The sequence below is a fragment of the Polynucleobacter sp. UB-Tiil-W10 genome (assembly GCF_018881605.1).
Lineage (GTDB): Bacteria > Pseudomonadota > Gammaproteobacteria > Burkholderiales > Burkholderiaceae > Polynucleobacter.
This window is the reverse complement of sequence record NZ_JACVPZ010000001.1, coordinates 1,510,806-1,531,807: the sequence shown is the minus strand read 5'-3', so window position 1 is coordinate 1,531,807 and position 21,002 is coordinate 1,510,806. Positions and strand designations below refer to the sequence as shown.

Here is a 21,002-nt window from a genome sequence, read left to right as displayed (position 1 = left end):
CAGTTTAATTGATCTCTTTGATCTCACCCTTGGATGAAATCAAGTAAGCCTTGCTCTGCTTATCTTTTCTGATGCGTTTGAGCTCGGCCTGGTAGCCTTGCAACTGTTTGCGGTACTTTTCATACTTCTCACCACCCACTTCCGGAATAGTGAGCTTGTAATCCAAGATTGCAAGATGGTCGTCAAACTCTACCAAGCGGTCCATGCGGTAGCTCTTGCCTTGTTCGCTAGCGATATCCAACTCATTCCAAGCCTGTACCCACTCGCCTGATGTCAGATAGCGTTTTAACTCTGGGGTTGTCAGCACTTTTTGGACGTGCGCAATAAGTTTGATTGCGCCCTCCTGATCAACCCCAAGCCAGTTCATGAGCTCTTGCTCACTTGGCATTGCCGGCTTGCTGTGATTGGCGGAGTCGGGGGTAATGAACTCTAGCAACTTATGGAAGTTTGTGCCCTCTTCCAGGATTTCTGGATCAGGCTCCTCACTTTCCTGTTCCAGTGATTTTTCTACAAGCTCTTTCGCAAGTGCGCCACTTTCAATCTTTGAGATGGAGTCCTGATAATTGATTTGGGCTTGATCCCATGCAATCTGAAAGTGATCAATCTTGAAGGGCACACTTCCCAGATCCATCTTCATGTCAGCTTGCCCTGAAGATGCATTTTCAAGGCCAAGGGCATTGATATCTAAGACTGGGACACCCGCCGCTAAAGCCCTGCCGTACCACGATCGCTCATTAAGCCCAGTCTTACTGCTGCTAGCTGCGCCGCTCAGCCATAAGCCCTGCTTAGCCCTAGTCATAGCAACGTAGAGAAGATTCCAATTTTCATTTTGACTAACTTCACTTTCCTTTTTGAAGATAGCGCTACGCTCACCCGTAAGTGTCTTGGAGGTGTATAGGGAAAGATGTGTAGGGTTCGTATCTTCAGGAGACCAATCCAGGAGAACGCCGCGATGTGGAGCGCGCCACTCAGTATTATTTGCATCGAGCATGATGACAAAAGGCGCTTCTAATCCTTTGGCCCCATGAATGGTCATTAATCGGACGCGCTTATGTCTATCCTCTTCAGACATCTCGCTTTGCTCATCGACTTCACCAATATCTTCATTAGTCTCTGCCTCAACATCACCTTCATCTGGCGTTTCATCATCATCGCCGCGACGCATTGCATTCATCTCATCAATAAAGCGACTTAAACTCGGATAGCGTCCACCATCTTGATTTAAGGCAAGCTCTATAAAGGCATCTAGATTGGCCAGGACTTGTGCCCTAGCCAGATTTTGAGCGGCAACAGCATAGCTCACACGCAAATTACTCTCGTGATAAATCAAATCCAGCAAATCGTGTACTGGCAAGACCTCGCCTAGCCCACGCCAGTGTTCTAAATACCTAGCAGCCTTTTGGATATGTGGATTTTGATTATCCTGCAAAGCATCCCACCAGCAGCGATAGCCTTGCTGATTGCCGTTCACACTCATACTGAGTTCTTGCATCTGTGCTTCGGTAAAGCTAAAAATCGGGCTACGTAGAACCTGAGCTAATGGCAAATCATGGCGAGGAGAAACCAAGACTGTAAGCAACGCAATGAGGTCATCAATTTCCAGGGTATTGAGGAGGCCGCCCAAACGAGTGCTGTCATAAGCCAATCCTGCTTCACGCAAAGCTCTCTCGAATTGCGGCAAATATTTTCGACGCTTAACCAACAGAATGAAATCACTCGCTCTTGCTGGGCGCCAACAATCTTGGCTATCTTTTTTATCCATCACCTGACGTGTTGCTATCACGTGGTGAATTAAGCGACTAATCTGCTTGCCCTCTTCATAGCGCTGCTGCACATCGCTGGTTTGGCCAGAATCCTGAATCGCAGCATCAAAAGCAGTGCCACATCTCTCTGGCTGCTCATCCGCCACTCGCTCAATTAGGGGTAGCAATTGCGCTTCGCCATTGGCTGCATAAGATTCTGCTGGAAGCCCATTCTGTAGAGCCTTCCAGGCAGTAGCTTGTTTGGTAAATTGATAACTCTCCGGCAAGGCGCCTGCCAAGAACACCTGATTTACTGCATCGTTAATAGATGGTGCATTTCTGCGGGTTGTATTTTGCGATAAAGCTACCGCACTGAGTTTTTTCACCAGAAAATCTCTAGCGCTATCAAAGAGCCTTGGATCGGCACGGCGGAATCGATAGATCGATTGTTTGGGATCACCCACAATAAAGACGCTCGGCATTGAACCATCATCACCATAACCATCTAACCATGAGCGCAAGATTTGCCACTGCAATGGGTTGGTATCCTGAAACTCATCAATCAGAATATGTTTGTACTTTGCATCCAAGCGAGCTTGTAGATAAGAAGCATTGGCAGAGCTGGCCATTAATTGGCTCACACCAATCTCTAAATCATCGAAGTCACGGACACGCATAGCCTCTTTGGCTTTTTCCATATGAGCGAGCATTACTTCGCTCATGGCAAACCAAGCAAGATTGAGCTCATAAATCAGATGCTCACTTTGCCAGGCAAATAAAGCTTCATAAGCCTCTACCCAGCCATTACGAATCGCCGTAATCTCCGTCGGATCGCCACCGATCTTCTCCAAATACTTCAGCATGGGAGCAGAAGTTTTTGCAATGTCCGCCAAAGGAGTTCGGGCCTGAGTCAAAAAGTAAGCCTGGAACTCATTTGCGACATCCATTACCGAGCCATTGACATCATGATGCTCCATGACTTTTTTTAGATACTCTGCTTTACCAATTTGTGTTGGCGTGCCGTTACTAAAGCATTTATAGATCTCCTCTAGATCCTTCTTGGTACCAGAGCGCTGCCAAAATGCTTCAAGCGGGTTTTTCTTGCTAAGGCACGGCAAGACTTTGCTTAAATAATCGACTGGTTTGATGTTCTTAGTAATGCAGGCATCTTTAAAGAAAGTCCATGCGCCTCTTTGCTTAAAGAGACTGTAATTACCCATTAAGAACTTTTGAGTTTCGCTTGCGCCAAACTCTGCCAGCAATACGTCATAGCGCTCTTTTAAATCCTCCGGCAGATTGCCCCACCAATCCTCCATGCACTCTTCTTGCAGGCGCTTGGCATCTTCTCTGAGATTGAATCCAGGTTGCACCTCTGCTGATACAGGGGCTGCACCAAGTAGGCGCCCAAACCAACCATGGAAGGTGTCAATAACGATGGCCTGTGGGCTCGATAAGACCTTGATATAGAGGGCTCTGGCCTGCGGCAGCAACAGAGTAGCCTCTTCTTTTGTAAGCCCCCTGATTTGCAATTCATGTATGAGTGTTGCGTCATCCGCAGTGGAGAACTCTTCCAATAAACCATAGAGACGATCGCGCATTTCTTGTGCAGCTTTACGGGTAAAGGTAAGCGCCAAGATCTCTTGTGGCTTTGCGCCAGCTAACAAAAGTCTAATCATTCGAGCTACCAATAACCAAGTTTTGCCACTACCCGCACAGGCAGAAACGATTACGGATCTTTCCGGATTGCAGGCTAAGGAATAATTGAACTCTTCGCTCACCACATGCCCTTCCTACAGATGCCCCTGGCTTCACAGTACTGGCATACGCTATCTGGTGCAAATGCTTGCATGGGCTTGCGTGCCCACAAGCTATTTAAATCTTTGGTGATCTGTTCAGAAAACTGAGTCATCAGTTCAGGCATATTTTCTACTACATGTGCCCGGATATTTTTATCCTCGCCTTTATCCAGCTCAGCCTTGAGGCTTACCCATTCTGCTTGGTCTACAGTTCGCCCCGGAATATGGGCTACAACAGCATTTTCACTGGCAGCACGGGCATAAATTAAAAGCTGTGGATCATCCAAGAGATTCTCGGCACGATCCACAATCTTTTTCATCTTTTGATTTTTATAGTCAATCACGGCTGCTGCAGTGCTATCAGATTGATGAATATCAAATCGATCGGCACGCCCTGCAATACGAATATCTCTTTGAACACCATCTGGATCAGTCAAACTCAATGTAAAGCCAACCGTCAACTCGGCATCGTGATAACGCCAGCCTTCGCTTTCTCTCTGAATCTGCCAATCAATAAAACTGGGGATTTGCTTTTGCCAATCCCTTAGCGTTCCCAATACCCTAGCATCACCAGCAATCAAACGCTCAAACTCTTTCTCTGAACATTTCATTAAATGATCAATCATCCACTGACGGCGCGCTTGGGTACCATCATGAATTGGTGAGTGCAATTTTTCGTCTTCAGTTTTGAGTGCTTGAAAAAAGGTCTTTAATAAAGCATGCAAGGTTTGACCCGCTAAAGAGGCATCAAACCCCTCTTCAAATTCTTTTGCTTTACGTAAACCTAATAAGCTGCTGACGTAATAGCGATAAGGACAATCACGCAAAGCCTTATAGGCACTGGGCGAAACCGTTACCGGAATTGCCAAATCCGCATCTGGCACAGTCACTGACATCTGAATCGGTTGTGATTTACCTTCATAAATCCCTGGTTTGACCTCTAACGCCTTCCAGTGTTTTAATTGGGTCTGCAAGCGTTGTATCCACGCTGAAGGACGTAGAGGTTCACCACTTTTACTTTTGCTCTGCCAAAGAAGATCTACCTGTTTACAGGAGACTAGCAATTGAGAGAGATCTCTTGCTTGCTGTACGTATTGAGCAGCAATCGTTGAGGACTTGAGATAGCGATTCAGTGTGTCTGAGAAAAATAATGGCGGTTCAGCGAATGCTGGCAGCTGCTGCTCATCGCATCCAACTAACACGACTGCATCAAATTGACGCAAGCGTGTTGAACTCAGCGGCAAAATGCTTAAGGTAGCTTGCGCTTCTTTACCCGCTTCCTCATAAGTTGCCTCTTCAATAACCGTTTTCAGCAAACTGAGCCATTCTGACAATCTCATCTTCAGGCCGCTATACACGCCACCACTCAGATTAAAGCGATCAAGGACCTCTAGAAGCTGCTTACCAGCAGCGTCGCGATCCAAACGGCCTGCCATGCCTGTCTCTATCAGGTTTTTTTGTAACAGTTCGTAAGCGTTGGAGCAGTCCACTGATAACTGCTGCCAAGCAACGTGCAGGCTTCTAACAAACTTGATGAGATCGATTAATTGCTCGTTAGGAGATCCACCATTAGATGCTGCATACCTATTGGCTCGCTCTATTGCCATGAGGAAAGTTTCCCATCCTGACTTTGCTTGGCTGGCAATCAAAATATCCTCTAACTGAGCAAGCAGCCCGATGCATGCCTCTGGAGATTTATTCAGGCTATGCGCTAGATCAAAATAAGGATTTTGTAAAAACTCCAATAATGCACTTGCGCTAGGCCCCTCCTTGGGAGCGCGCATCACTTCAAGCCAGCTATCAAAAGCTGCTGCCGCTCTAGTGGTCGATAACTTCCAACCGGTTTCATCGCGTATACGCAAAGCATTACCAAAGCGACTTAACAGTGCTCGCACCCTTCTAGCCGCTAAACGATCTTGCGCAACCAGAGCAATATTTTTCTTACCAGCAATGAGATGCGACTCAATCGATTTCGTTGCTGCCCATGCCAGCTCTTCAAAGCGTCTTGCTGCCAGCAAACGCCAATCATCATTTCTATTTGCTTGAATATTGCTATTCACTTGAGATTCTTCTACAGGGTTTGCAGATGCGATATGACCTTCTGCATCAAGCCCACAAAGCGCTTCAGACCATAAGGCTACTGAATTCCAATCAAGGTCTACGCGCACCACTGGTGCAAACTGTGCGTAATCACTTGTGTAGCGATCAATTAACTCTTGGTCAATTGGTTTTGGATCTGCGGTCTGCACCCAAATAAATGGGCGTACATTATTGTGTTGATTTCCTGCATTGGACTTTGCCAATTGCATATATGCAGCCATTGCCAAATGTTTGCGGATGACTGGGTCACCTACATTAGTCAGATAACGCCAAAATGTGAGAAGCACAGCAGACTCTTCATCAACCACTTTTTTAGAGAGTCCGACATAGGCTTTAGCAATTGCCTGATCTAAAACAAACTCCACTTTTTTAAGCCAAGTTTCGGCATCTAATGAATGTGTATCCAAGAGAGTGTTTAGCTCACCTTGTAATTGCGGGACCACCAATTCAGATAATGAGTCGCACGCATCAATTACTGCTTGCGCCAATCCCCATGCTCCAGCTTCACTCTCCGCTTTAAACCACGTCTGCAAAGTTTTATGTTTGCGCAAATTCACAAAAACCGATAACCACCTCTCCAAATCACTTTGCTTCTTTGGGAATTTCCATGCGCCTGGTGCTGCTTCCAGCCAATCGGTAAAGCTAATCACTTGAGGTAGGAAGGCGATGTTGTTTGGCAGGTCATTTGGTCGGTTTAGCTCAAGAGCCGCCCTCACCCCAATGAGTGGTCCCGCAGTGCTTAGCACCACAAGGGGGCGCTGATTGGTTTGCATTGCACAATCCCAAATACCTTTAGCCAATTGGGTAAGCGCTCCAGCATTGGGCGTAATGGCCCACTGCTGCAACTGCTTTTGGTCAGAAAGAATGGGGAAAGACTGGAGCATTAATTGAGTAATTTATCTATTTTGAGCAGAACGTTCCGCTTATTGCTAATATAAGCGTTGTAACGCAATAACTAAATAAGCCTAAATAAGGAATTTTCATGAGTGCCGGCATTAAATATGTAACTGACGCCTCCTTCGAACAAGACGTCCTCAAGTCCGATAAACCTGTTTTGCTCGATTTCTGGGCTGAGTGGTGCGGTCCTTGCAAAATGATTGGTCCGATCCTAGAAGAGCTCTCTGGTGAGTATGGCGACAAGCTACAGATCGCAAAAATGAACGTGGATGAGAACCAAGGCGTTCCTGCCCAGTTCAATATTCGCGGCATTCCTACCCTCATTCTCTTTAAAAATGGCACAGTAGCTGCTCAAAAAGTAGGCGCTTTGGCCAAATCGCAGTTGACTGCATTTATTGATAGTCATCTGTAAATAGTCTCAGACCACAGGTTCACCAGCTGAGCCTGTGGTTTTTCCCGCTTTAAACGCTTGTCACACCCCTTTTTTGGTGTAGTATTACTCAAACGCACTAATCAGTGCTCCGATTTTCAGCAATTTATCCCCCTCCTTCTTTTAGCAAATTCCAAAATTCTGTTTTTCCATATCTGCTTGATCTAAATCAGCGCAGCGATACCTCAAAACACATTCCCTCATTCAAATTTATCTTTATCAACACCCGAGAACCACATGCAATTAACTGAACTCAAAGTCCTCCACGTATCCGCACTGCTTGAAATGGCGGCTAGCTTGGAGATTGAAAATACTCAACGGATGCGCAAACAAGAATTGATGTTTGCCATTCTGAAAAAACGTGCGAAGGCTGGCGAAACCGTTTTCGGCGACGGTACTTTAGAAGTATTACCCGACGGCTTTGGTTTCTTGCGTTCTCCTGAAGCCTCTTACATGGCTTCTCCTGATGATATTTATATCTCTCCTGCGCAGATTCGTCGCTTTAACTTACACACTGGTGACAGCGTCGAAGGCGAAGTGCGAACTCCTAAAGATGGTGAGCGTTACTTTGCATTAGTAAAAGTAGACAAGATCAACGGTTTGGCTCCAGAAGCCCTTAAGAACCGGATCATGTTCGAAAACTTAACGCCATTACACCCAAACCGGGTGATCAGCTTAGAGCGCGATATCAAGGCTGAAGAAAATTTAACGGGCCGCATCATCGACATGATCTCTCCGATTGGCTATGGCCAACGTGGCTTGATCGTAGCTTCACCAAAATCCGGTAAGACCGTGATGATGCAACACATTGCTCATGCGATCGCAGCCAATAATCCTGAAGCGATTTTGATCGTATTACTCGTTGACGAGCGTCCAGAAGAAGTTACTGAAATGCAACGCTCTGTTCGCGGTGAAGTTGTTGCTTCTACCTTTGACGAACCAGCAGTGCGTCACGTTCAAGTTGCTGAGATGGTGATTGAAAAAGCCAAGCGCTTAGTTGAGATGGGCAAAGACGTCATCATCTTGCTTGATTCGATCACTCGTCTTGCACGCGCATACAACACCGTTGTCCCTTCATCAGGCAAAGTTCTCTCTGGTGGTGTGGATGCCAATGCATTGCAACGTCCAAAACGCTTCTTCGGTGCAGCTCGTAATATTGAGGAAGGTGGCTCATTAACCATCATTGCTACTGCTTTGATTGAAACCGGTAGCCGTATGGATGACCTCATTTATGAAGAGTTCAAAGGTACCGGCAATATGGAAGTTCACCTTGAGCGTCGCTTGGCTGAACGTCGTGTTTATCCTTCAATTAACCTCAATAAGTCCGGTACCCGCCGTGAAGAGCTCTTGGTTAAAGCGGAGAACCTCCAGAAGATCTGGGTATTGCGCAAATTGCTGGCAGATATGGACGATATCGAGGCAATGAACTTTATCGTTGATAAGCTCAAATCCACCAAAAACAATGGTGAATTTTTCGACCTAATGCGTCGCGGAGGCTAATTTAGATCCCCTTGGGGGCGATTTATAGGCATAAAGGGGCTTTTTAGCCCCTTTTGCACATCTAAACAGCGCTTTGTTGTTGATTTCATGGCATAATTTCGCTTTTGCTGCACCCATAACTGCTTTTAAAACCTGGGAAAGTATTTAAGTCAATTTGACTTTAACGGCTACCCGCTCATAGGACTCAACATGAAACCTGGCATTCACCCCGAATATCGCGAAATCGTCTTTGTAGACGTTTCCAATAACTTCAGCTTCAAAACTCGCTCCACCATGTCCACTAAAGAGAAAATCAAGTGGGAAGATGGTAACGAATACCCATTGGCCAAGATCGAGACTTCATCTGAGTCACACCCTTTCTACACAGGTACCCAGAAAATTATGGATACCGCTGGTCGTGTTGAGAAATTCCGTCAGAAATTCGGTACTAAAGCTGTTGCTAAAGCTACCGGTGATGGCGCTGCTAAAACAGCTGAGAAAAAAGCTGCTGCTGCAGAAGCTAAAGCTGCTGAAAAGCCAGCTAAGAAGAAGGCTTAAACCACTTCTATTCGCAGGGTATGTGAAATACCTGCTCTGCGAGATAATCAAGGCAGCGTTTGCTGCCTTTTTTATTTTGAACTTCACTCATGGTCAAACTTACCGCCGCCGCCACTAAATCGATTCCGCGCATTGTTATTTTTGCGTTGACCTTGGTTTATGGTTTTGCCGGCCTCTTCTTTCGGGACCCCTGGAAGAATGAAGACGCGATTGGCTTTGGCGGTATGTGGACCCTCTTTCGCGGCAACTCAATTGATTGGCTGGTTCCACACCTAGCTGGTCGCGATATCTCCCTTGGCGCACCTCTGCCGTATTGGATGGGTGCAACATTAATTAAATGGTTTGGCCCATTTATCGGCGCTGCTAATGCCGCGCGTATATATGCAGCCATTTGCTTCTTCGCTGCCGCTCTAGCGATTTGGTATGCAACCTACTTACTAGGTCGTCGTCGCGAAGTCCAACCAATGGCATTAGCTGTTGGCGGTCAGCCAGACATGAAGAGTTACGGCATGACTTTGGCTGATGGCGCACTGCTGATTTTCTTGGCGTGCGTAGGTCTTGCTCAACGCGCTCATGAAACAACACCGATGATGGCGCAGCTCATGGGCATCAGTATCGTGCTGTATGGCACAGTGCGTGGTTTAGATAAACCTTGGCAAGGCGGCTTATGGACTGGTCTTGGCATTGCTATCGTATCGCTATCTAGCAATCTCACGCTGAGCTTAATCATCGTTACATCTACGATCATTGCGGTAATCGCTAGCAATGCAAAGTTACGTTTTCGTTGGACGCTTACAAGTACTGTTTTAGGCTTAATGGGTTTTGCAATTTGGCCAATCCTTTGGTATTTAGCTGATATTCCTACGCAGTGGCGCCATATCGCTGAAGAAGGTTGGCGAAACGTGCCAGAAATGCGCGCTACCCCATCAATCGAGTCACTAGGTTTCTTGAGTGTGAACTTCTGGGCTTATGCCTGGCCTGTCTGGCCTCTCGCGATAGTCTCCCTTGCACACTGGGGTCGTGTTAAAGCAGCAGGCGCATGGCGCGCCCCACACCTAGCAATCCCATTGAGTTTATTTATTGGTAGCTTAATTTATGTCCTGTTCCGGCTAGAAGCAAATGAACATGACTTAATGATTTTGATTCCAAGCCTTTCCATCATTGCTGCATTTAGCTTACCCGTTTTGAAGCGGAGTGTTATTAGCTTTATTGATTGGTTTGCGATGTTCAGCTTTACGCTGATTGCCCTCGCCATTTGGATTATTTGGTTAGCAAAAGTGACTGGTTATCCTGTGACAACTGCAGCCAATATTGCGCGTCTGCTGCCGGGTTTCGAGAGTCAATTTAATGTATTGGCTTTTATCATAGCGCTGGCGATTACTGGCCTATGGTTAGCAGTAGTGCGTTGGAGAACTTCGCGCGCTCCGAAAGAAATTTGGCGCTGTCTCATCATTTCGGCATCAGGCACTACTTTGATGTGGGTACTGCTGATGACGTTATGGTTGCCCACCATTAACTACGCCAAAACCTATCGGCACGTTTCTGCACGCTTAGCTCAAGTAATCCCGGCTGGCGGTGGCTGCATCGATACGAGCAACCTTGGCTCTGCCCAGTTAGCCTCTTTTGAATACTTCTCCAAGCTCAAGTTACGCGATGACCCCAATTGCCCATGGATGCTGACACACAGCCAATCCGAGGCAAAAGCATATGCACAACTGAACAGTAAAAAGTTGACCCTACTTTGGGAAGATCGTCGTGCAGCGGACCGCGATGAACGTCTGCGCCTCTACGAAGTTATCCCAGAATAAATCGTGCTGCATTTTAAAATATCGCGTCTCCGCGAGGATATTCCCTCCTTACTAAAACTAGCTGGGCCTTTGTTAATTGGTCAGCTCGCCGTAATTGCGTTTGGGGTGCTAGATACCGCCATGACTGCACGTTACTCTGCTGACGATTTGGCGGCGCTTGCAATGGCTTCAGCCATCTTTATCAGTATTTACGTTGGCTTAACTGGAGTGATCTCGGCTCTTGCGCCAATTGCAGGGCAACTGTTTGGCGCTAAACGTTTTTCAGAAATCGGCGAAGAAGTACGGCAAGCTACATGGCTTGCCTTAGGCCTTACTGGATTGGGTTGCTTTATTTTGCTCAATGCCGATCACTTACTAGCAATCTCGCAAGTCAATGAGGCTATCGAAGGTAAAGCGAAACTGTATCTCAATATCTTGGCATTAGGATTGCCCGCGAGCATGGCTATGCGCGTGCTGATGGCGCTTCATAATGCTGTCTCGCGCCCTACTGTTATTACTGTGGTGCAAATCATTGGGCTTGCCCTGAAATTACCCTTAAACCTACTATTCATATATGGAGGTTTTGGTATCGAGGGCATGGGTGGGCCAGGTTGCGCTGTGGCTACCGTGATCATCAACTGGTCTTGGCTGCTGATGACTCTGAGCTTTGTAATATTTGATCGGTTTTACAGGCCATTTAAGATTTTTGCGCGCTTTAGCTTGCCGGATTGGCACCGCATTTGGACATTACTAAAGCTAGGCGCACCGATCGGCTTTAGCTACTTGATCGAAGTAACTTCTTTCACTTTTATGTCTTTATTTATTGCTCGCCTTGGAACCACGGCATTAGCAGGCCATCAAATTGTGGCAAATATGGGTACCGTGATTTATATGGTGCCGCTATCACTCTCGATTGCGACCATGACTTTGGTGTCGCAATCTATTGGCGCCAATAAGCCTGAGCGCGCTGAAGAGATTGGTTGGTCCTCTGTATTTTTCACAACTACACTTTGCGTCACCATTGGCATTGCAGTATGGATGCTTAGAATTCAGCTACTTGACCTATATGATCCACCAGCAGAGGTAAAGGTATTTGCCATACCGCTCTTCTTGTTTATTGCGTTTTACCAAGTCTTCGATGCATTACAAATCACTGCAGCATTTATTCTGCGAGCCTATCGTATTGCGTTTTTGCCTATGGTAATTTATGCCGGATCTCTCTGGGGTGTAGGCCTAGGTGGCGGTTACCTCATGGGCTTCAATGTATTGGGCAATACGCCTACGTTCTTGCAAGGCGCCAACGGCTTCTGGGCTGGCAATAGCTTAAGCTTAGGCTTGGCCGCATGCTTCTTGCTCTATCTCTTTAGAAGAACGGCGGAGCGCTATGAGAAAACGCATCCGCCGGTAGAGGTTTAATACAAACTACTTTGTTGCTTACCTTTATTTGTAAACCTTCAAGGTAGAAGCATCATCATCTAAGCGTCTTTTAAGATTGCGCACTTGTCCTGCTGAGCCGGGACTATTCGTAATAAAGTTTTGCTCAGCCAAGTGCTTACGAACATCTTCTGCCAAATCTAAAGAAGCTAACTTCATCAACTTCGCCATGCTTGGCTTATGTCCTGTATCTCTACCATCGATCTGAACATCCTTTCCTTCGCCTGACGCCACAAAGGAAGCTACGATTTGCGTGGATTTAGCATCGACGATATTAAAGTCTACCGTTACCTCAAGTGTTACCTGCTGTGAGGTAGATTTTGTTCCAGGAATATCAGAAACATTATCCGTACTAGAGATTTCAGCCAAAACGCCATACAGGACGTAGTCTGCATCACCAAAATCGCCAGCCTTAATACGCTTCACAATATCAAAATACTCATCACCTTGATTGGGAACTGCAGGAGTGGACTTGGCTTGTACTACCTTATAGCCTGACTTAATCAGTAAGCCACGTATTGGGTTAGCCAGATAGCGCAACTCACCGTACTCATTATTGCTTTGATAGCCAGACTTCTTCATGCTTTGGGTGTTGGCGCTTGAAGAGCTATTGCTTGGCGTTGATGCATCAACTACGGGCGCAGGAGGTGAAGCTGTGCCAGGGCTAGTCGACTTGGGATCAGCCAGATTAGTAAACTTCACTGGAAACGCAGATGAATTTGCACCTCCAGTTAGAGCAGAGGCATCCGCTTTATCAGCATCAATCTCAATTATCTTCGGCGTAATCGTAGAAGAAATACTGTTATCAGTCGTTGTTCTCGTTTCTTCGATGTACGTTAAGTTCTTACCTTCTTTTTTGAAGTAGATATCAGTTACAGCGATTGACTTGGAGTCCGCCTTCAGGGCTTCTGCAGTAATCACTGGGTTCTTGGGTGGATCTGCTGGAACTTGACCCACAATAGCAGACTCCACTACTGGAGCAGGCGGCTTGGAAGCGCAGCCAGCCAAAAAGACTAGACTCACTCCCGTACAAGCTAAAAAGATTTTTTTCATGAATGACTCAATCCTTAACTAAATTTTTGTAGCGTCTTAGCGCGTAGCAGTCTTACGAATCTCTTTTTCGTCAGCCCACTCGAGCAAACCAGATTCGTTGTTAATGAGATTCAAATTAAAGACGTAGTAAACATCTTTAACGTCTTTAGTATTCTTCACAATGGATGCAATCGATCCCTCGATACGATATTGCGCGCCCTGCATATTGCCAGTCTTTGCAATCGTGCTGTTCTTATATAGCCCTGACTGATTCTGACGCTTAAGCTCATCAGTCTGATTTTGCATTTCAGTGACACTGACTGCAAATCGCACCTGACCACTCTTCATGAGTTGCGTACGGATCTTATCGGTTATTACACGTGTATCAATGTATTCAGAAGTCTTATTCTTCACATCTGCCAGCGTCACAATCGGCGCATCCTTGCTTCCAGAGATCGCTTTTGATTGCAACAATGATCTTGTCATTGCCTCAGCAATCATCTGTAAATCCGTTGATCCGTAGTCGGCATTCACGGTCTCAACAGCCTTAGCATCGCCGTAACGAACCTGTGGACCAGAGCAAGCTGCAAGCGCTGCTACTGATAATGCGATGGCTGATAAGCGAATAGTTTTAGTGTTCATGATCATCCTTAATAAGCCCTAATATCTTTTTAATATTGAATGTTTGCTTGATTTTTATTTTATGGTTACTTGTACTGATTTAACTCAAAGCGAAAGTCAGTAGCATCAGGTGTTGGGGCTATCCCCATAATAACGGTCGACTGTCCCTTCCCCACCGTCACAGGCTTCCATGCCTCTTCATCTGTCACAGTCATGCCGTTTTTACCAATCCACTTAAATCGATAAGAAACCAGATTTGATTTACTGTCATTTTGAATAGTCACTTGTGCAGTGAGAACGCCATTGCGCACTAGACTTCTCATATCGGTAATTTGAATGCTATCGGTATCACCCATGCGTACCGTCATATCCTTCATTGATGGGGTTGAGCTACATGCTACTAAAGCAAGTGCCGCCATCAGGATTGCAAGGTATTTTTTCATCTGAATCTTTCCTAATTAAAAAGCTGCTGAAAGCTATTCAGCAGATTGGGTGGCTCGTAAGGCTTCGCCTCTTCTATATTACCGCTAGCGGGACTATTGCTGGGAGTTGGAGCTGGAGTTAGATTGGAGCTAGAAACCGGGACAGGAACTGCAGGGGCCGGGGTTGCCACTGGAGTAAGCGCTTCAGACTGAGGATCCTGAAAACCGCCCCATAACTTCTTAAAGCCTGCAAATGTACCCTCAGATGGTTTGGGCTCCAAAGTTGCAGGTAATACGCTAGCAGGCTGAGCGGGGATGGCAACTGCAGGAGCGCTTGCAACTGGTGCTGTAGGCGAAATTGCAGCCGGATCATTTGAGGTGAGTACTGTTGCTCGATTTCTGAACATGCGGATATAAACCACGTTATAGCCACCTACCAAGTTGACGGTTTGAGAAGCAGTTACTCCAGATGGTAAGGTGTACTTAAGAACCGTAGGCCCTATTGGCAAACCCATTCTGGCCATATAGGTTTGCGCAGGCAAGGTTGACCAATGCCGCACATCCGTCACATTGATTGCTTGCAGACTATATCCCGTAATCAATCCTGCAATCGCCCCAATAAGAGCAGCGCCGCCATTATTTTGGTTGTTCTGGTTATTTCTGTTAGCTGCCTGCTGTGCAGCACGATCTGCTGCATATTGTGCAGCCAAGGAAACTAGCGCCCTAGAGGAAGCCCTTAAAACATAGGCCGGCATTTGATCATGCAAGTTCTTACGAGCCATGGCATCGATGTTTGCCACCAACTCTGGATTGGCAACCCTATCACCTAGTTGAACCATGGTTGGCCGATAACGCTCGGTAGACTTTTCAATTACCGGAAAAGTGAGGGTGACTAATTTTGGATTGCCGCCAATATTAAAAGATTGGCTAATTTGATAGGGAATGATTTTAGGCATGTATCCCGTATCAATAATGATCAAAGTATCGGCAAAGGATTTTTTAGCTTGATTTGCAATGTTGGAATCGAGCTTGGCAATACTGGTTTTAAAAAAGTTCACCTGCGGTCTTAACTCAATTGCCAGACGATAACCTGGTGCAGCCAAACTAGCCTCGCCTTGCGATTCGTGAATAAAGCCAGACAGGTAGTACGCGCCAGGATTCTGATAAGAATTCTTGAGACTACGCGTTTCCTCGTCATCTAATAAATTAATGGGATAGCCGTTAATATTTTCTATACGACTAGTAGCACCTCGAGTATTAGGATTAGATTGTTGGTCACGCTCTACGTTTGATACCGCAACAACTTGGCTTTGAATCAGCTCTTCGATTACTTTCTCGCGTTGCGCCATTTTTTTGGCTTCCACCATGGCATCATTCCAGCGACCTTGAGAGAGGTGATTTAATGCCAAAGTCTGACTTAATAGACTCACTTCATATGGTTTAGGGTCGTACTCGCTGCTAAAGCCTTCAGACAAAACATAAGCACTGGCTCCAGAGAAGGAGCGTCTGAGTTTGTCACTAGTAGTGACCTCCCAACGACTAACCAGTTGGTCGGCAGCCAGCAGGTTTTGAGTGCTACTCGGAATCTGAGAAGAGCCTTGCAACCTTTGCACTTCGCCCAGCTCCATGAAGTACAAAGTATTCTTATCTTTAAATGCACCTTGTATGGCGGCGGCTGTATTTTGCAGGTCACCGTTTTTAAACTGCTCCTTGGACTCATTCATTTTGATTTGCTGGGTTTGCGTAGCGCAGCCCACCAATAAACAAACAAGCAAAGTTGCCCCGAATTTAGAAAAGTCTAATGCTAATAATTTAGGCAAATTTAGAGACTTGAAAATGGGGTAATGAGTAGAAAGTGATTTCAAGCGTATGGTTCTCATTCCTTTAACGCGTGAAAATAGGCTGGAGCTGACAAGAAAATCTCTTTATTGCACTGATTTTTAGTCTAATTTTGCACCTGATTGCTGCACTACCCTACCCCATTTGCTTGCTTCGGCGGCAATTAACCTAGAAAGGTCTTTGGGGCTACCTGGAGCAGGATCCAAACCACTAGCCAAAAGACGTGATTTAACCTCTGGGTTACTCAGGGTTTGTTGCACCATCTGATTTAGGCGCTTTTGAATATTGGGCGGCAGATTTGCTGGTGCCATCAAAGAAAACCAAGATGTCGCCTCAAAACCTGTCAGGCCTTGCTCGGCTAAGGTTGGAATTTCAGGAGCGGCGTGTGAACGTTTTAGTGTGGTGACCCCTAAAGCCTGAACCTCCCCTGCTTTAATGAGGGCCAAAGAGGAGGAAAGATTATCAAAGAGCATCGAGATGCGGCCACTCAGTAAGTCTGGCAAAGATTGCGCGCGACCTTTGTATGGAATATGCCGTATTTGTAGACCAGCCATTTCTTTAAATAATTCACCAGACATATGCAGTGAGGTGCCAATACCCGATGACCCAAAAGTCAATTGGCCTGGTTTTGTTTTTGCTAGCTCAATTAATTCATGGAGATTGTTCACGCCTAATTTTTTATTGACGATTAATACATTCGGCGTACTGGCTAAAAAACTAATGGGCGTGAAATCCTTTACAGGATCAAAAGACATCTTTTCATAAAGGGCGCCATTGATTGCGTGGATGCCTACTGTACCAATCAGCAAGGTGTAGCCATCGGGTTCGCTCTTAGCAACCAGGTCAGCGCCAATATTACCGCCATAGCCAGGACGATTCTCTACTAGCACCGACACACCCAAAGTTTGCTGCCAACTCTCCGCTAAAACACGCGCCAAAATATCCGGCGCCCCACCAGGAGTGAAGGTTACGATGATACGAATAGCCTGCTTGGGCCAGACAGCATTTTTCTGCTCAGCTTGTGCGTGAGCCGAGAGCGCAATAGCCCACAACATCGATGCAATGAAGAAGCTCTTCAGAACTTTGGAGAATTGCATGATAAAAATCAGGGCCAGACCGAATGGTCTAGATTAGAAGCCAAAGCGAGAGCGCAGCCACAACCAGCCCTCATACTTCACTGGATCATCAGCGCAAGGACCGACGCCACATTCCAGCAGTGTAGATACGAGATTACCTAAAACCAAAAGAATAAATGCAATGACTAATGCATTTGCAAACCAAGAGCGAGAGCGAACCTCACGATTAGGCAGCATCAGAAGGACTGCCAGCCCCATTAACAAGCCGGTATACCCCACATAAGCCCAGGTATAAAAATGGAGCTCTAAAAATGTTGCGCCAAATCCTTTGTCACCCGGCAGGATGTGTAAAAACACCTGACGAAGTGAAACCATCATTCCAACTAAGCCGCCAATAATGCCCCAACCGTAGTGAGCAGAGTGAGCACCGAAACGAATATTTAAAACCAATGCAAAACCAATAATCACAAATCCAATGCGTTGCATTAAGCATAGAGGGCAAGGAAGTTCACCAAAATACAGCTGATCTACAAATGCGTAGGAAAGCATGCCAACGACAGCTAATAATGCAAGCTGATTACCTAGTGCCGCTAATGAAGGAAAAGAATGTCTACTCACAATCAATTACAGACTAATGTTGAGATGGTCGGTTGCATGAACGCGGAACCAAATTAAAAGAATTCCGACGGTAATCGCCAAAAGTATCAAACCCGCAAGACGTTTCTCAAGCCAGACCAAAACAAGTCCTATAAAAGCCGTCAGAAAAGGTAGGAACATATACATAAGAGAATTCTAGCGCAGGACACTATTAGTAGGGGTAATTCTGTAAATACAGGGCCTGGAGAATGGTCTTTTGTTTAGAATGGCTCCATGACTACTGGCCCCACCCCACCTTGCCTCAATTTAGAGCTCAACGGAAAGGTTGCGCGGGTCATATTCAATAACCCCAGCGCCCGCAATGCCCTGACTTGGCCAATGTATGAAGAGCTCAAAAAGATCTGTGACGCCCTAGCAACCAATCCCGATATTAGGGTGGTGATTTTTAGGGGCGTCGGAGATAAAGCATTTGTTTCAGGCAGCGATATTCAACAGTTTATTGATCTCAAAAAAGATCAAGCTTATGAAGTCGCTGTCGATCAGATCTTTGCCTCACTGCAACAACTCCCGATGCCAACCATTGCCATGATTGAAGGGTTAGCTGTAGGAAGCGGCCTTTTAATTGCAACTGCTTGTGACTTTCGCATATCCACTCCAGATGCCCGTTTTGGCATACCAGTAGCAAAGACTTTAGGAAACTGTTTATCGCCAAGCAATCTATCTTGGCTCGCCGCTCACTTAGGAGTTCCGACAGTCAAAAAAATGCTGCTGACTGCAGAACTTATCAAGGCACCAGAATTATTAGAGACAGGCTTCTTGTATCAAACGGCAGCCTCTACCGAAATTGTATCCGTGACAAATACGCTGGTACAGAAATTAGCGGCCCTTGCGCCGCTTACTCAAAAAGCAAGCAAACTCACTCTAGCGCGCCTTCTTCAAAGCAATCTTCCAGACTGTACTGAGCTAATGCGTGAAACCTACAATAGCAAAGACTTTAAAGAGGGTGTGAACGCTTTCTTGGAAAGTCGTCCGCCGCAGTGGTTGGGGCAATAAGTAGCACTCTTAGTCTAGCCCTTGGAGTTTAAGAACTCCACAACAGTTTTCACAAATTGATCGGGTACTTCAACATGGGGTACATGACCCACATTGTCGATCGGAGCCAATTTTGCATTCGGTATGACTACTTGGGCTTTCTTACCTAACTCGGGAAAATTACCTAATGACTTCACTGCCTCCGGCGGCGCAAAGCGTCGGCCAAATACCGTACGGTCTTTTTGACCGATGACCAATAAGACTGGCATCTGTAATTGCGGCAAATCATTCACCACAGGCTTTTCTGCAATCATCTGATATGTCAGAACCGAAGTTTTTGCATAATTTGCATAGTCAGGGCCTTTTTGAACTCGGACATAGACTTCTACAAACTGTTCATAGTTTGGTTGCCAGCTTGGAAAATAGCTCTGTAGAAAACGGCGATAGCTCGTTTCTGTTTGGGCCATCTCTAACTTGAGCAAGTCATCATTCTTCTGCGGAGGAATAGCCTTGCTGTAATCCTCAAGGCCTAGTGGATTTTCGAGCACGAGTTTTTGCACAGTCTGCGGGTATAGACGGGAAAAACGAATGCCCAGCATGCCACCCATGGAATTAGCAATCACTGCGACTCGCTGAATATTGAGAGACTTTAATAAAGCTTGGGTATTCACCGCCAAATCATCGAAGTGATACTCAACATCTGGCTTAGAAGATTTTCCAAAGCCAATCTGGTCAGGCGCTATTACACGATAGCCAGCCTGAGACAGGCCCGCAATCGTTGGCGCCCAATAATCGCTGGAGAAATTCTTGCCATGAAACAAGAGCACTACACCCTTTGGCTTATCCAGCGCAGCCACATCCATATACATCATGCTAGCGGGCTGTCCTTGTAAAGAGGTCTTAAATTCTTTTAGAGGATATGGATAAGGCCAGTTACTGATGCGCAAATCTAAGGGGGTTGCATTGGCATAGAGACTCACCGCGGGACTCACCGCGGGGGTTGAAGATGATTGCTCAGAGCTAGCGCATGAAATCAAGAAGATAGGCGCGGCTATCGTCGCACAAACCAGCGCCATTTTCTTGAGTAGAATTTTCATTACTCTCAGCCTCTTTCGTATTTAAGCAATTTTTGTCTTTAAGTTCGCTAAGCCAGCAACACTGCCTTCGAGAACATCACCCTTTTTCACGGGGCCCACTCCTGCTGGAGTTCCAGAGAAAATTAAGTCGCCGGGTTCCAAAGTAAATAAGGTAGAGAGATAAGCAATTGTGTCTGGAACATTCCAAATGAGTTGATTGAGATCACCCTCTTGGCGAACTTCTCCATTGACCAATAACTTGATGGCGCCTTGAGCAGGATGACCACATTGAGTTGCAGGAGTGATCTCACCACAAGGTGCAGATTGATCAAATGCTTTACCGGTATCCCAAGGACGCCCCATTTTCTTGGCTTCACCTTGAAGATCGCGCCTAGTCATATCTAAACCCACACCGTATCCATAAACGTGCTCAAGGGCTTTATCAGCGGCAATATTCGCACCACCCTTCCCAATCGCAACTACCATCTCAATTTCGTGATGCACATCGCTCGATAGACTTGGGTATGCCATCTCTTTTCCATCTGTGACAATCGAATTAGCGGGCTTCATAAAAAAGAATGGCGGCTCACGATCAGGATCATGACCCATCTCACGGGCATGATCAGCATAGTTACGTCCTACGCAATAAATGCGATTGACTGCAAAGCGACGGCTATCACCTGTTACAGGCAATGAAATAACTGTTGGCGGATCAATCACAAATGCTGAAGACATAAAAACCTTTCTAAGAATTTTGATGAATATCTGTTTTATTTCTGGTGTCTAGAAGTATGACGCAATTTCAATAAAAGGATGCTAAGTGCCAAGGCAAAAGTCATTGCATTAGCCAGAATGAGCGGCCACTTTTCAATAATGAGTCCATAAACCAGCCACAAGCCCACCCCACCCGTAAACAAGGAATACATCCCCAATGAAATCCCGGATAGATCCCTAGTGCGCCAGGACTGGATGGCCTGCAGCAAAAAGGCAAGCGTCGTTAAAAATGCAGCGCAATAGCCAATAATCTCGATTTGGTGAGGCTCTAGAGTCATTTGTCCATTGTAGTTAGAGAAATTTGCAAATC

18 protein-coding genes are annotated in these 21,002 nt (G+C 46.1%); 6 read left to right on the top strand and 12 right to left on the bottom strand.

Annotated elements, in window-relative coordinates; genetic code table 11:
- Nucleotides 1-4: 4 nt before the first annotated feature.
- Both ICN33_RS10490 and ICN33_RS07880 read right to left on the bottom strand, forming a co-directional pair.
- Nucleotides 5-3,520, bottom strand: coding sequence for a UvrD-helicase domain-containing protein (locus ICN33_RS10490; RefSeq protein ID WP_370623237.1), 3,516 nt, complete (start codon nucleotides 3,518-3,520; stop codon nucleotides 5-7).
- Nucleotides 3,517-6,522, bottom strand: coding sequence for a PD-(D/E)XK nuclease family protein (locus ICN33_RS07880; RefSeq protein WP_216196003.1), 3,006 nt, complete (start codon nucleotides 6,520-6,522; stop codon nucleotides 3,517-3,519). The genes ICN33_RS10490 and ICN33_RS07880 overlap by 4 nt, the downstream gene beginning before the upstream one ends.
- A 98-nt stretch (nucleotides 6,523-6,620) precedes the next feature.
- Between ICN33_RS07880 and trxA the strand changes: the two genes are divergently transcribed.
- The 5 genes from trxA (at nucleotide 6,621) to ICN33_RS07855 (ending at nucleotide 12,205) form a co-directional block, all read left to right on the top strand.
- The gene (trxA, locus tag ICN33_RS07875; RefSeq protein ID WP_068948270.1) at nucleotides 6,621-6,947 is read left to right on the top strand and encodes a thioredoxin TrxA; all 327 of its coding nucleotides are present in this window, start codon (nucleotides 6,621-6,623) and stop codon (nucleotides 6,945-6,947) included.
- A gap of 255 nt (nucleotides 6,948-7,202) precedes the next feature.
- Complete coding sequence (rho, locus tag ICN33_RS07870) at nucleotides 7,203-8,465, top strand: transcription termination factor Rho (protein WP_011903147.1); 1,263 nt, start codon at nucleotides 7,203-7,205, stop codon at nucleotides 8,463-8,465.
- Nucleotides 8,466-8,654: 189 nt separating this feature from the next.
- Nucleotides 8,655-9,002: a type B 50S ribosomal protein L31 gene (locus tag ICN33_RS07865; protein ID WP_215293968.1), complete on the top strand. Its 348-nt coding sequence runs from the start codon at nucleotides 8,655-8,657 to the stop codon at nucleotides 9,000-9,002.
- A gap of 89 nt (nucleotides 9,003-9,091) precedes the next feature.
- The gene (locus ICN33_RS07860) at nucleotides 9,092-10,810 is read left to right on the top strand and encodes a glycosyltransferase family 39 protein (RefSeq protein ID WP_216196001.1); all 1,719 of its coding nucleotides are present in this window, start codon (nucleotides 9,092-9,094) and stop codon (nucleotides 10,808-10,810) included.
- A 3-nt stretch (nucleotides 10,811-10,813) separates the two neighbouring features.
- Nucleotides 10,814-12,205: an MATE family efflux transporter gene (locus ICN33_RS07855; protein ID WP_216195999.1), complete on the top strand. Its 1,392-nt coding sequence runs from the start codon at nucleotides 10,814-10,816 to the stop codon at nucleotides 12,203-12,205.
- A gap of 24 nt (nucleotides 12,206-12,229) precedes the next feature.
- Here the strand turns inward: ICN33_RS07855 and ICN33_RS07850 are convergent, their stop codons facing one another.
- The 7 genes from ICN33_RS07850 to ICN33_RS07820 all read right to left on the bottom strand — a co-directional run bounded on the left by ICN33_RS07850 (nucleotide 12,230) and on the right by ICN33_RS07820 (nucleotide 17,996).
- Nucleotides 12,230-13,276: a hypothetical protein gene (locus ICN33_RS07850; protein WP_216195997.1), complete on the bottom strand. Its 1,047-nt coding sequence runs from the start codon at nucleotides 13,274-13,276 to the stop codon at nucleotides 12,230-12,232.
- A 36-nt stretch (nucleotides 13,277-13,312) separates the two neighbouring features.
- Nucleotides 13,313-13,897 carry a penicillin-binding protein activator LpoB gene (lpoB, locus tag ICN33_RS07845; RefSeq protein ID WP_370623236.1) on the bottom strand — a complete coding sequence of 195 codons (585 nt, stop codon included), beginning with the start codon at nucleotides 13,895-13,897 and terminating at the stop codon, nucleotides 13,313-13,315.
- A gap of 65 nt (nucleotides 13,898-13,962) precedes the next feature.
- On the bottom strand, nucleotides 13,963-14,319 hold the full coding sequence (locus ICN33_RS07840) for a YcfL family protein (protein ID WP_216195993.1): 357 nt from the start codon (nucleotides 14,317-14,319) through the stop codon (nucleotides 13,963-13,965).
- Between the two features lie 11 nt (nucleotides 14,320-14,330).
- Complete coding sequence (locus ICN33_RS07835) at nucleotides 14,331-16,022, bottom strand: hypothetical protein (protein WP_255530715.1); 1,692 nt, start codon at nucleotides 16,020-16,022, stop codon at nucleotides 14,331-14,333.
- 216 nt (nucleotides 16,023-16,238) lie between these two features.
- Nucleotides 16,239-17,234 carry a tripartite tricarboxylate transporter substrate binding protein gene (locus ICN33_RS07830; protein ID WP_255530714.1) on the bottom strand — a complete coding sequence of 332 codons (996 nt, stop codon included), beginning with the start codon at nucleotides 17,232-17,234 and terminating at the stop codon, nucleotides 16,239-16,241.
- Nucleotides 17,235-17,267: 33 nt separating this feature from the next.
- Complete coding sequence (locus ICN33_RS07825) at nucleotides 17,268-17,831, bottom strand: disulfide bond formation protein B (RefSeq protein WP_216195989.1); 564 nt, start codon at nucleotides 17,829-17,831, stop codon at nucleotides 17,268-17,270.
- Between the two features lie 6 nt (nucleotides 17,832-17,837).
- Nucleotides 17,838-17,996, bottom strand: a complete 159-nt coding sequence (locus ICN33_RS07820; RefSeq protein WP_216195987.1) for a DUF5993 family protein — start codon at nucleotides 17,994-17,996, stop codon at nucleotides 17,838-17,840.
- A gap of 87 nt (nucleotides 17,997-18,083) precedes the next feature.
- Here ICN33_RS07820 and ICN33_RS07815 point away from each other — a divergent pair, with 87 nt between their 5' ends.
- The gene (locus ICN33_RS07815) at nucleotides 18,084-18,863 is read left to right on the top strand and encodes an enoyl-CoA hydratase/isomerase family protein (RefSeq protein WP_216195985.1); all 780 of its coding nucleotides are present in this window, start codon (nucleotides 18,084-18,086) and stop codon (nucleotides 18,861-18,863) included.
- Nucleotides 18,864-18,877: 14 nt separating this feature from the next.
- On the opposite strand, the gene ICN33_RS07810 is transcribed toward ICN33_RS07815, so the two are convergent.
- From ICN33_RS07810 to ICN33_RS07800, 3 genes are read right to left on the bottom strand one after another with little or no spacing between them, the layout of a single operon-like run.
- Complete coding sequence (locus tag ICN33_RS07810) at nucleotides 18,878-19,939, bottom strand: alpha/beta fold hydrolase (protein WP_255530713.1); 1,062 nt, start codon at nucleotides 19,937-19,939, stop codon at nucleotides 18,878-18,880.
- Between the two features lie 21 nt (nucleotides 19,940-19,960).
- Nucleotides 19,961-20,653, bottom strand: a complete 693-nt coding sequence (locus ICN33_RS07805; protein WP_216195983.1) for a fumarylacetoacetate hydrolase family protein — start codon at nucleotides 20,651-20,653, stop codon at nucleotides 19,961-19,963.
- 35 nt (nucleotides 20,654-20,688) lie between these two features.
- Nucleotides 20,689-20,970: a SemiSWEET transporter gene (locus tag ICN33_RS07800; RefSeq protein ID WP_216195981.1), complete on the bottom strand. Its 282-nt coding sequence runs from the start codon at nucleotides 20,968-20,970 to the stop codon at nucleotides 20,689-20,691.
- Nucleotides 20,971-21,002 lie beyond the last annotated feature (32 nt).

Coding starts and splice junctions, on each gene's coding strand:
- ICN33_RS07830 (WP_255530714.1), bottom strand. CDS start 17,234: ATGCAATTCTCCAAAGTTCTGAAGAGCTTCTTCATTGCATCGATGTTG.
- ICN33_RS07880 (WP_216196003.1), bottom strand. CDS start 6,522: ATGCTCCAGTCTTTCCCCATTCTTTCTGACCAAAAGCAGTTGCAGCAG.
- ICN33_RS07820 (WP_216195987.1), bottom strand. CDS start 17,996: ATGTATATGTTCCTACCTTTTCTGACGGCTTTTATAGGACTTGTTTTG.
- trxA (WP_068948270.1), top strand. CDS start 6,621: ATGAGTGCCGGCATTAAATATGTAACTGACGCCTCCTTCGAACAAGAC.
- ICN33_RS07860 (WP_216196001.1), top strand. CDS start 9,092: ATGGTCAAACTTACCGCCGCCGCCACTAAATCGATTCCGCGCATTGTT.
- ICN33_RS07800 (WP_216195981.1), bottom strand. CDS start 20,970: ATGACTCTAGAGCCTCACCAAATCGAGATTATTGGCTATTGCGCTGCA.
- rho (WP_011903147.1), top strand. CDS start 7,203: ATGCAATTAACTGAACTCAAAGTCCTCCACGTATCCGCACTGCTTGAA.
- ICN33_RS07810 (WP_255530713.1), bottom strand. CDS start 19,939: ATGAAAATTCTACTCAAGAAAATGGCGCTGGTTTGTGCGACGATAGCC.
- ICN33_RS07840 (WP_216195993.1), bottom strand. CDS start 14,319: ATGAAAAAATACCTTGCAATCCTGATGGCGGCACTTGCTTTAGTAGCA.
- lpoB (WP_370623236.1), bottom strand. CDS start 13,897: ATGAACACTAAAACTATTCGCTTATCAGCCATCGCATTATCAGTAGCA.
- ICN33_RS07805 (WP_216195983.1), bottom strand. CDS start 20,653: ATGTCTTCAGCATTTGTGATTGATCCGCCAACAGTTATTTCATTGCCT.
- ICN33_RS07815 (WP_216195985.1), top strand. CDS start 18,084: ATGACTACTGGCCCCACCCCACCTTGCCTCAATTTAGAGCTCAACGGA.
- ICN33_RS07835 (WP_255530715.1), bottom strand. CDS start 16,022: ATGAATGAGTCCAAGGAGCAGTTTAAAAACGGTGACCTGCAAAATACA.
- ICN33_RS07850 (WP_216195997.1), bottom strand. CDS start 13,276: ATGAAAAAAATCTTTTTAGCTTGTACGGGAGTGAGTCTAGTCTTTTTG.
- ICN33_RS07865 (WP_215293968.1), top strand. CDS start 8,655: ATGAAACCTGGCATTCACCCCGAATATCGCGAAATCGTCTTTGTAGAC.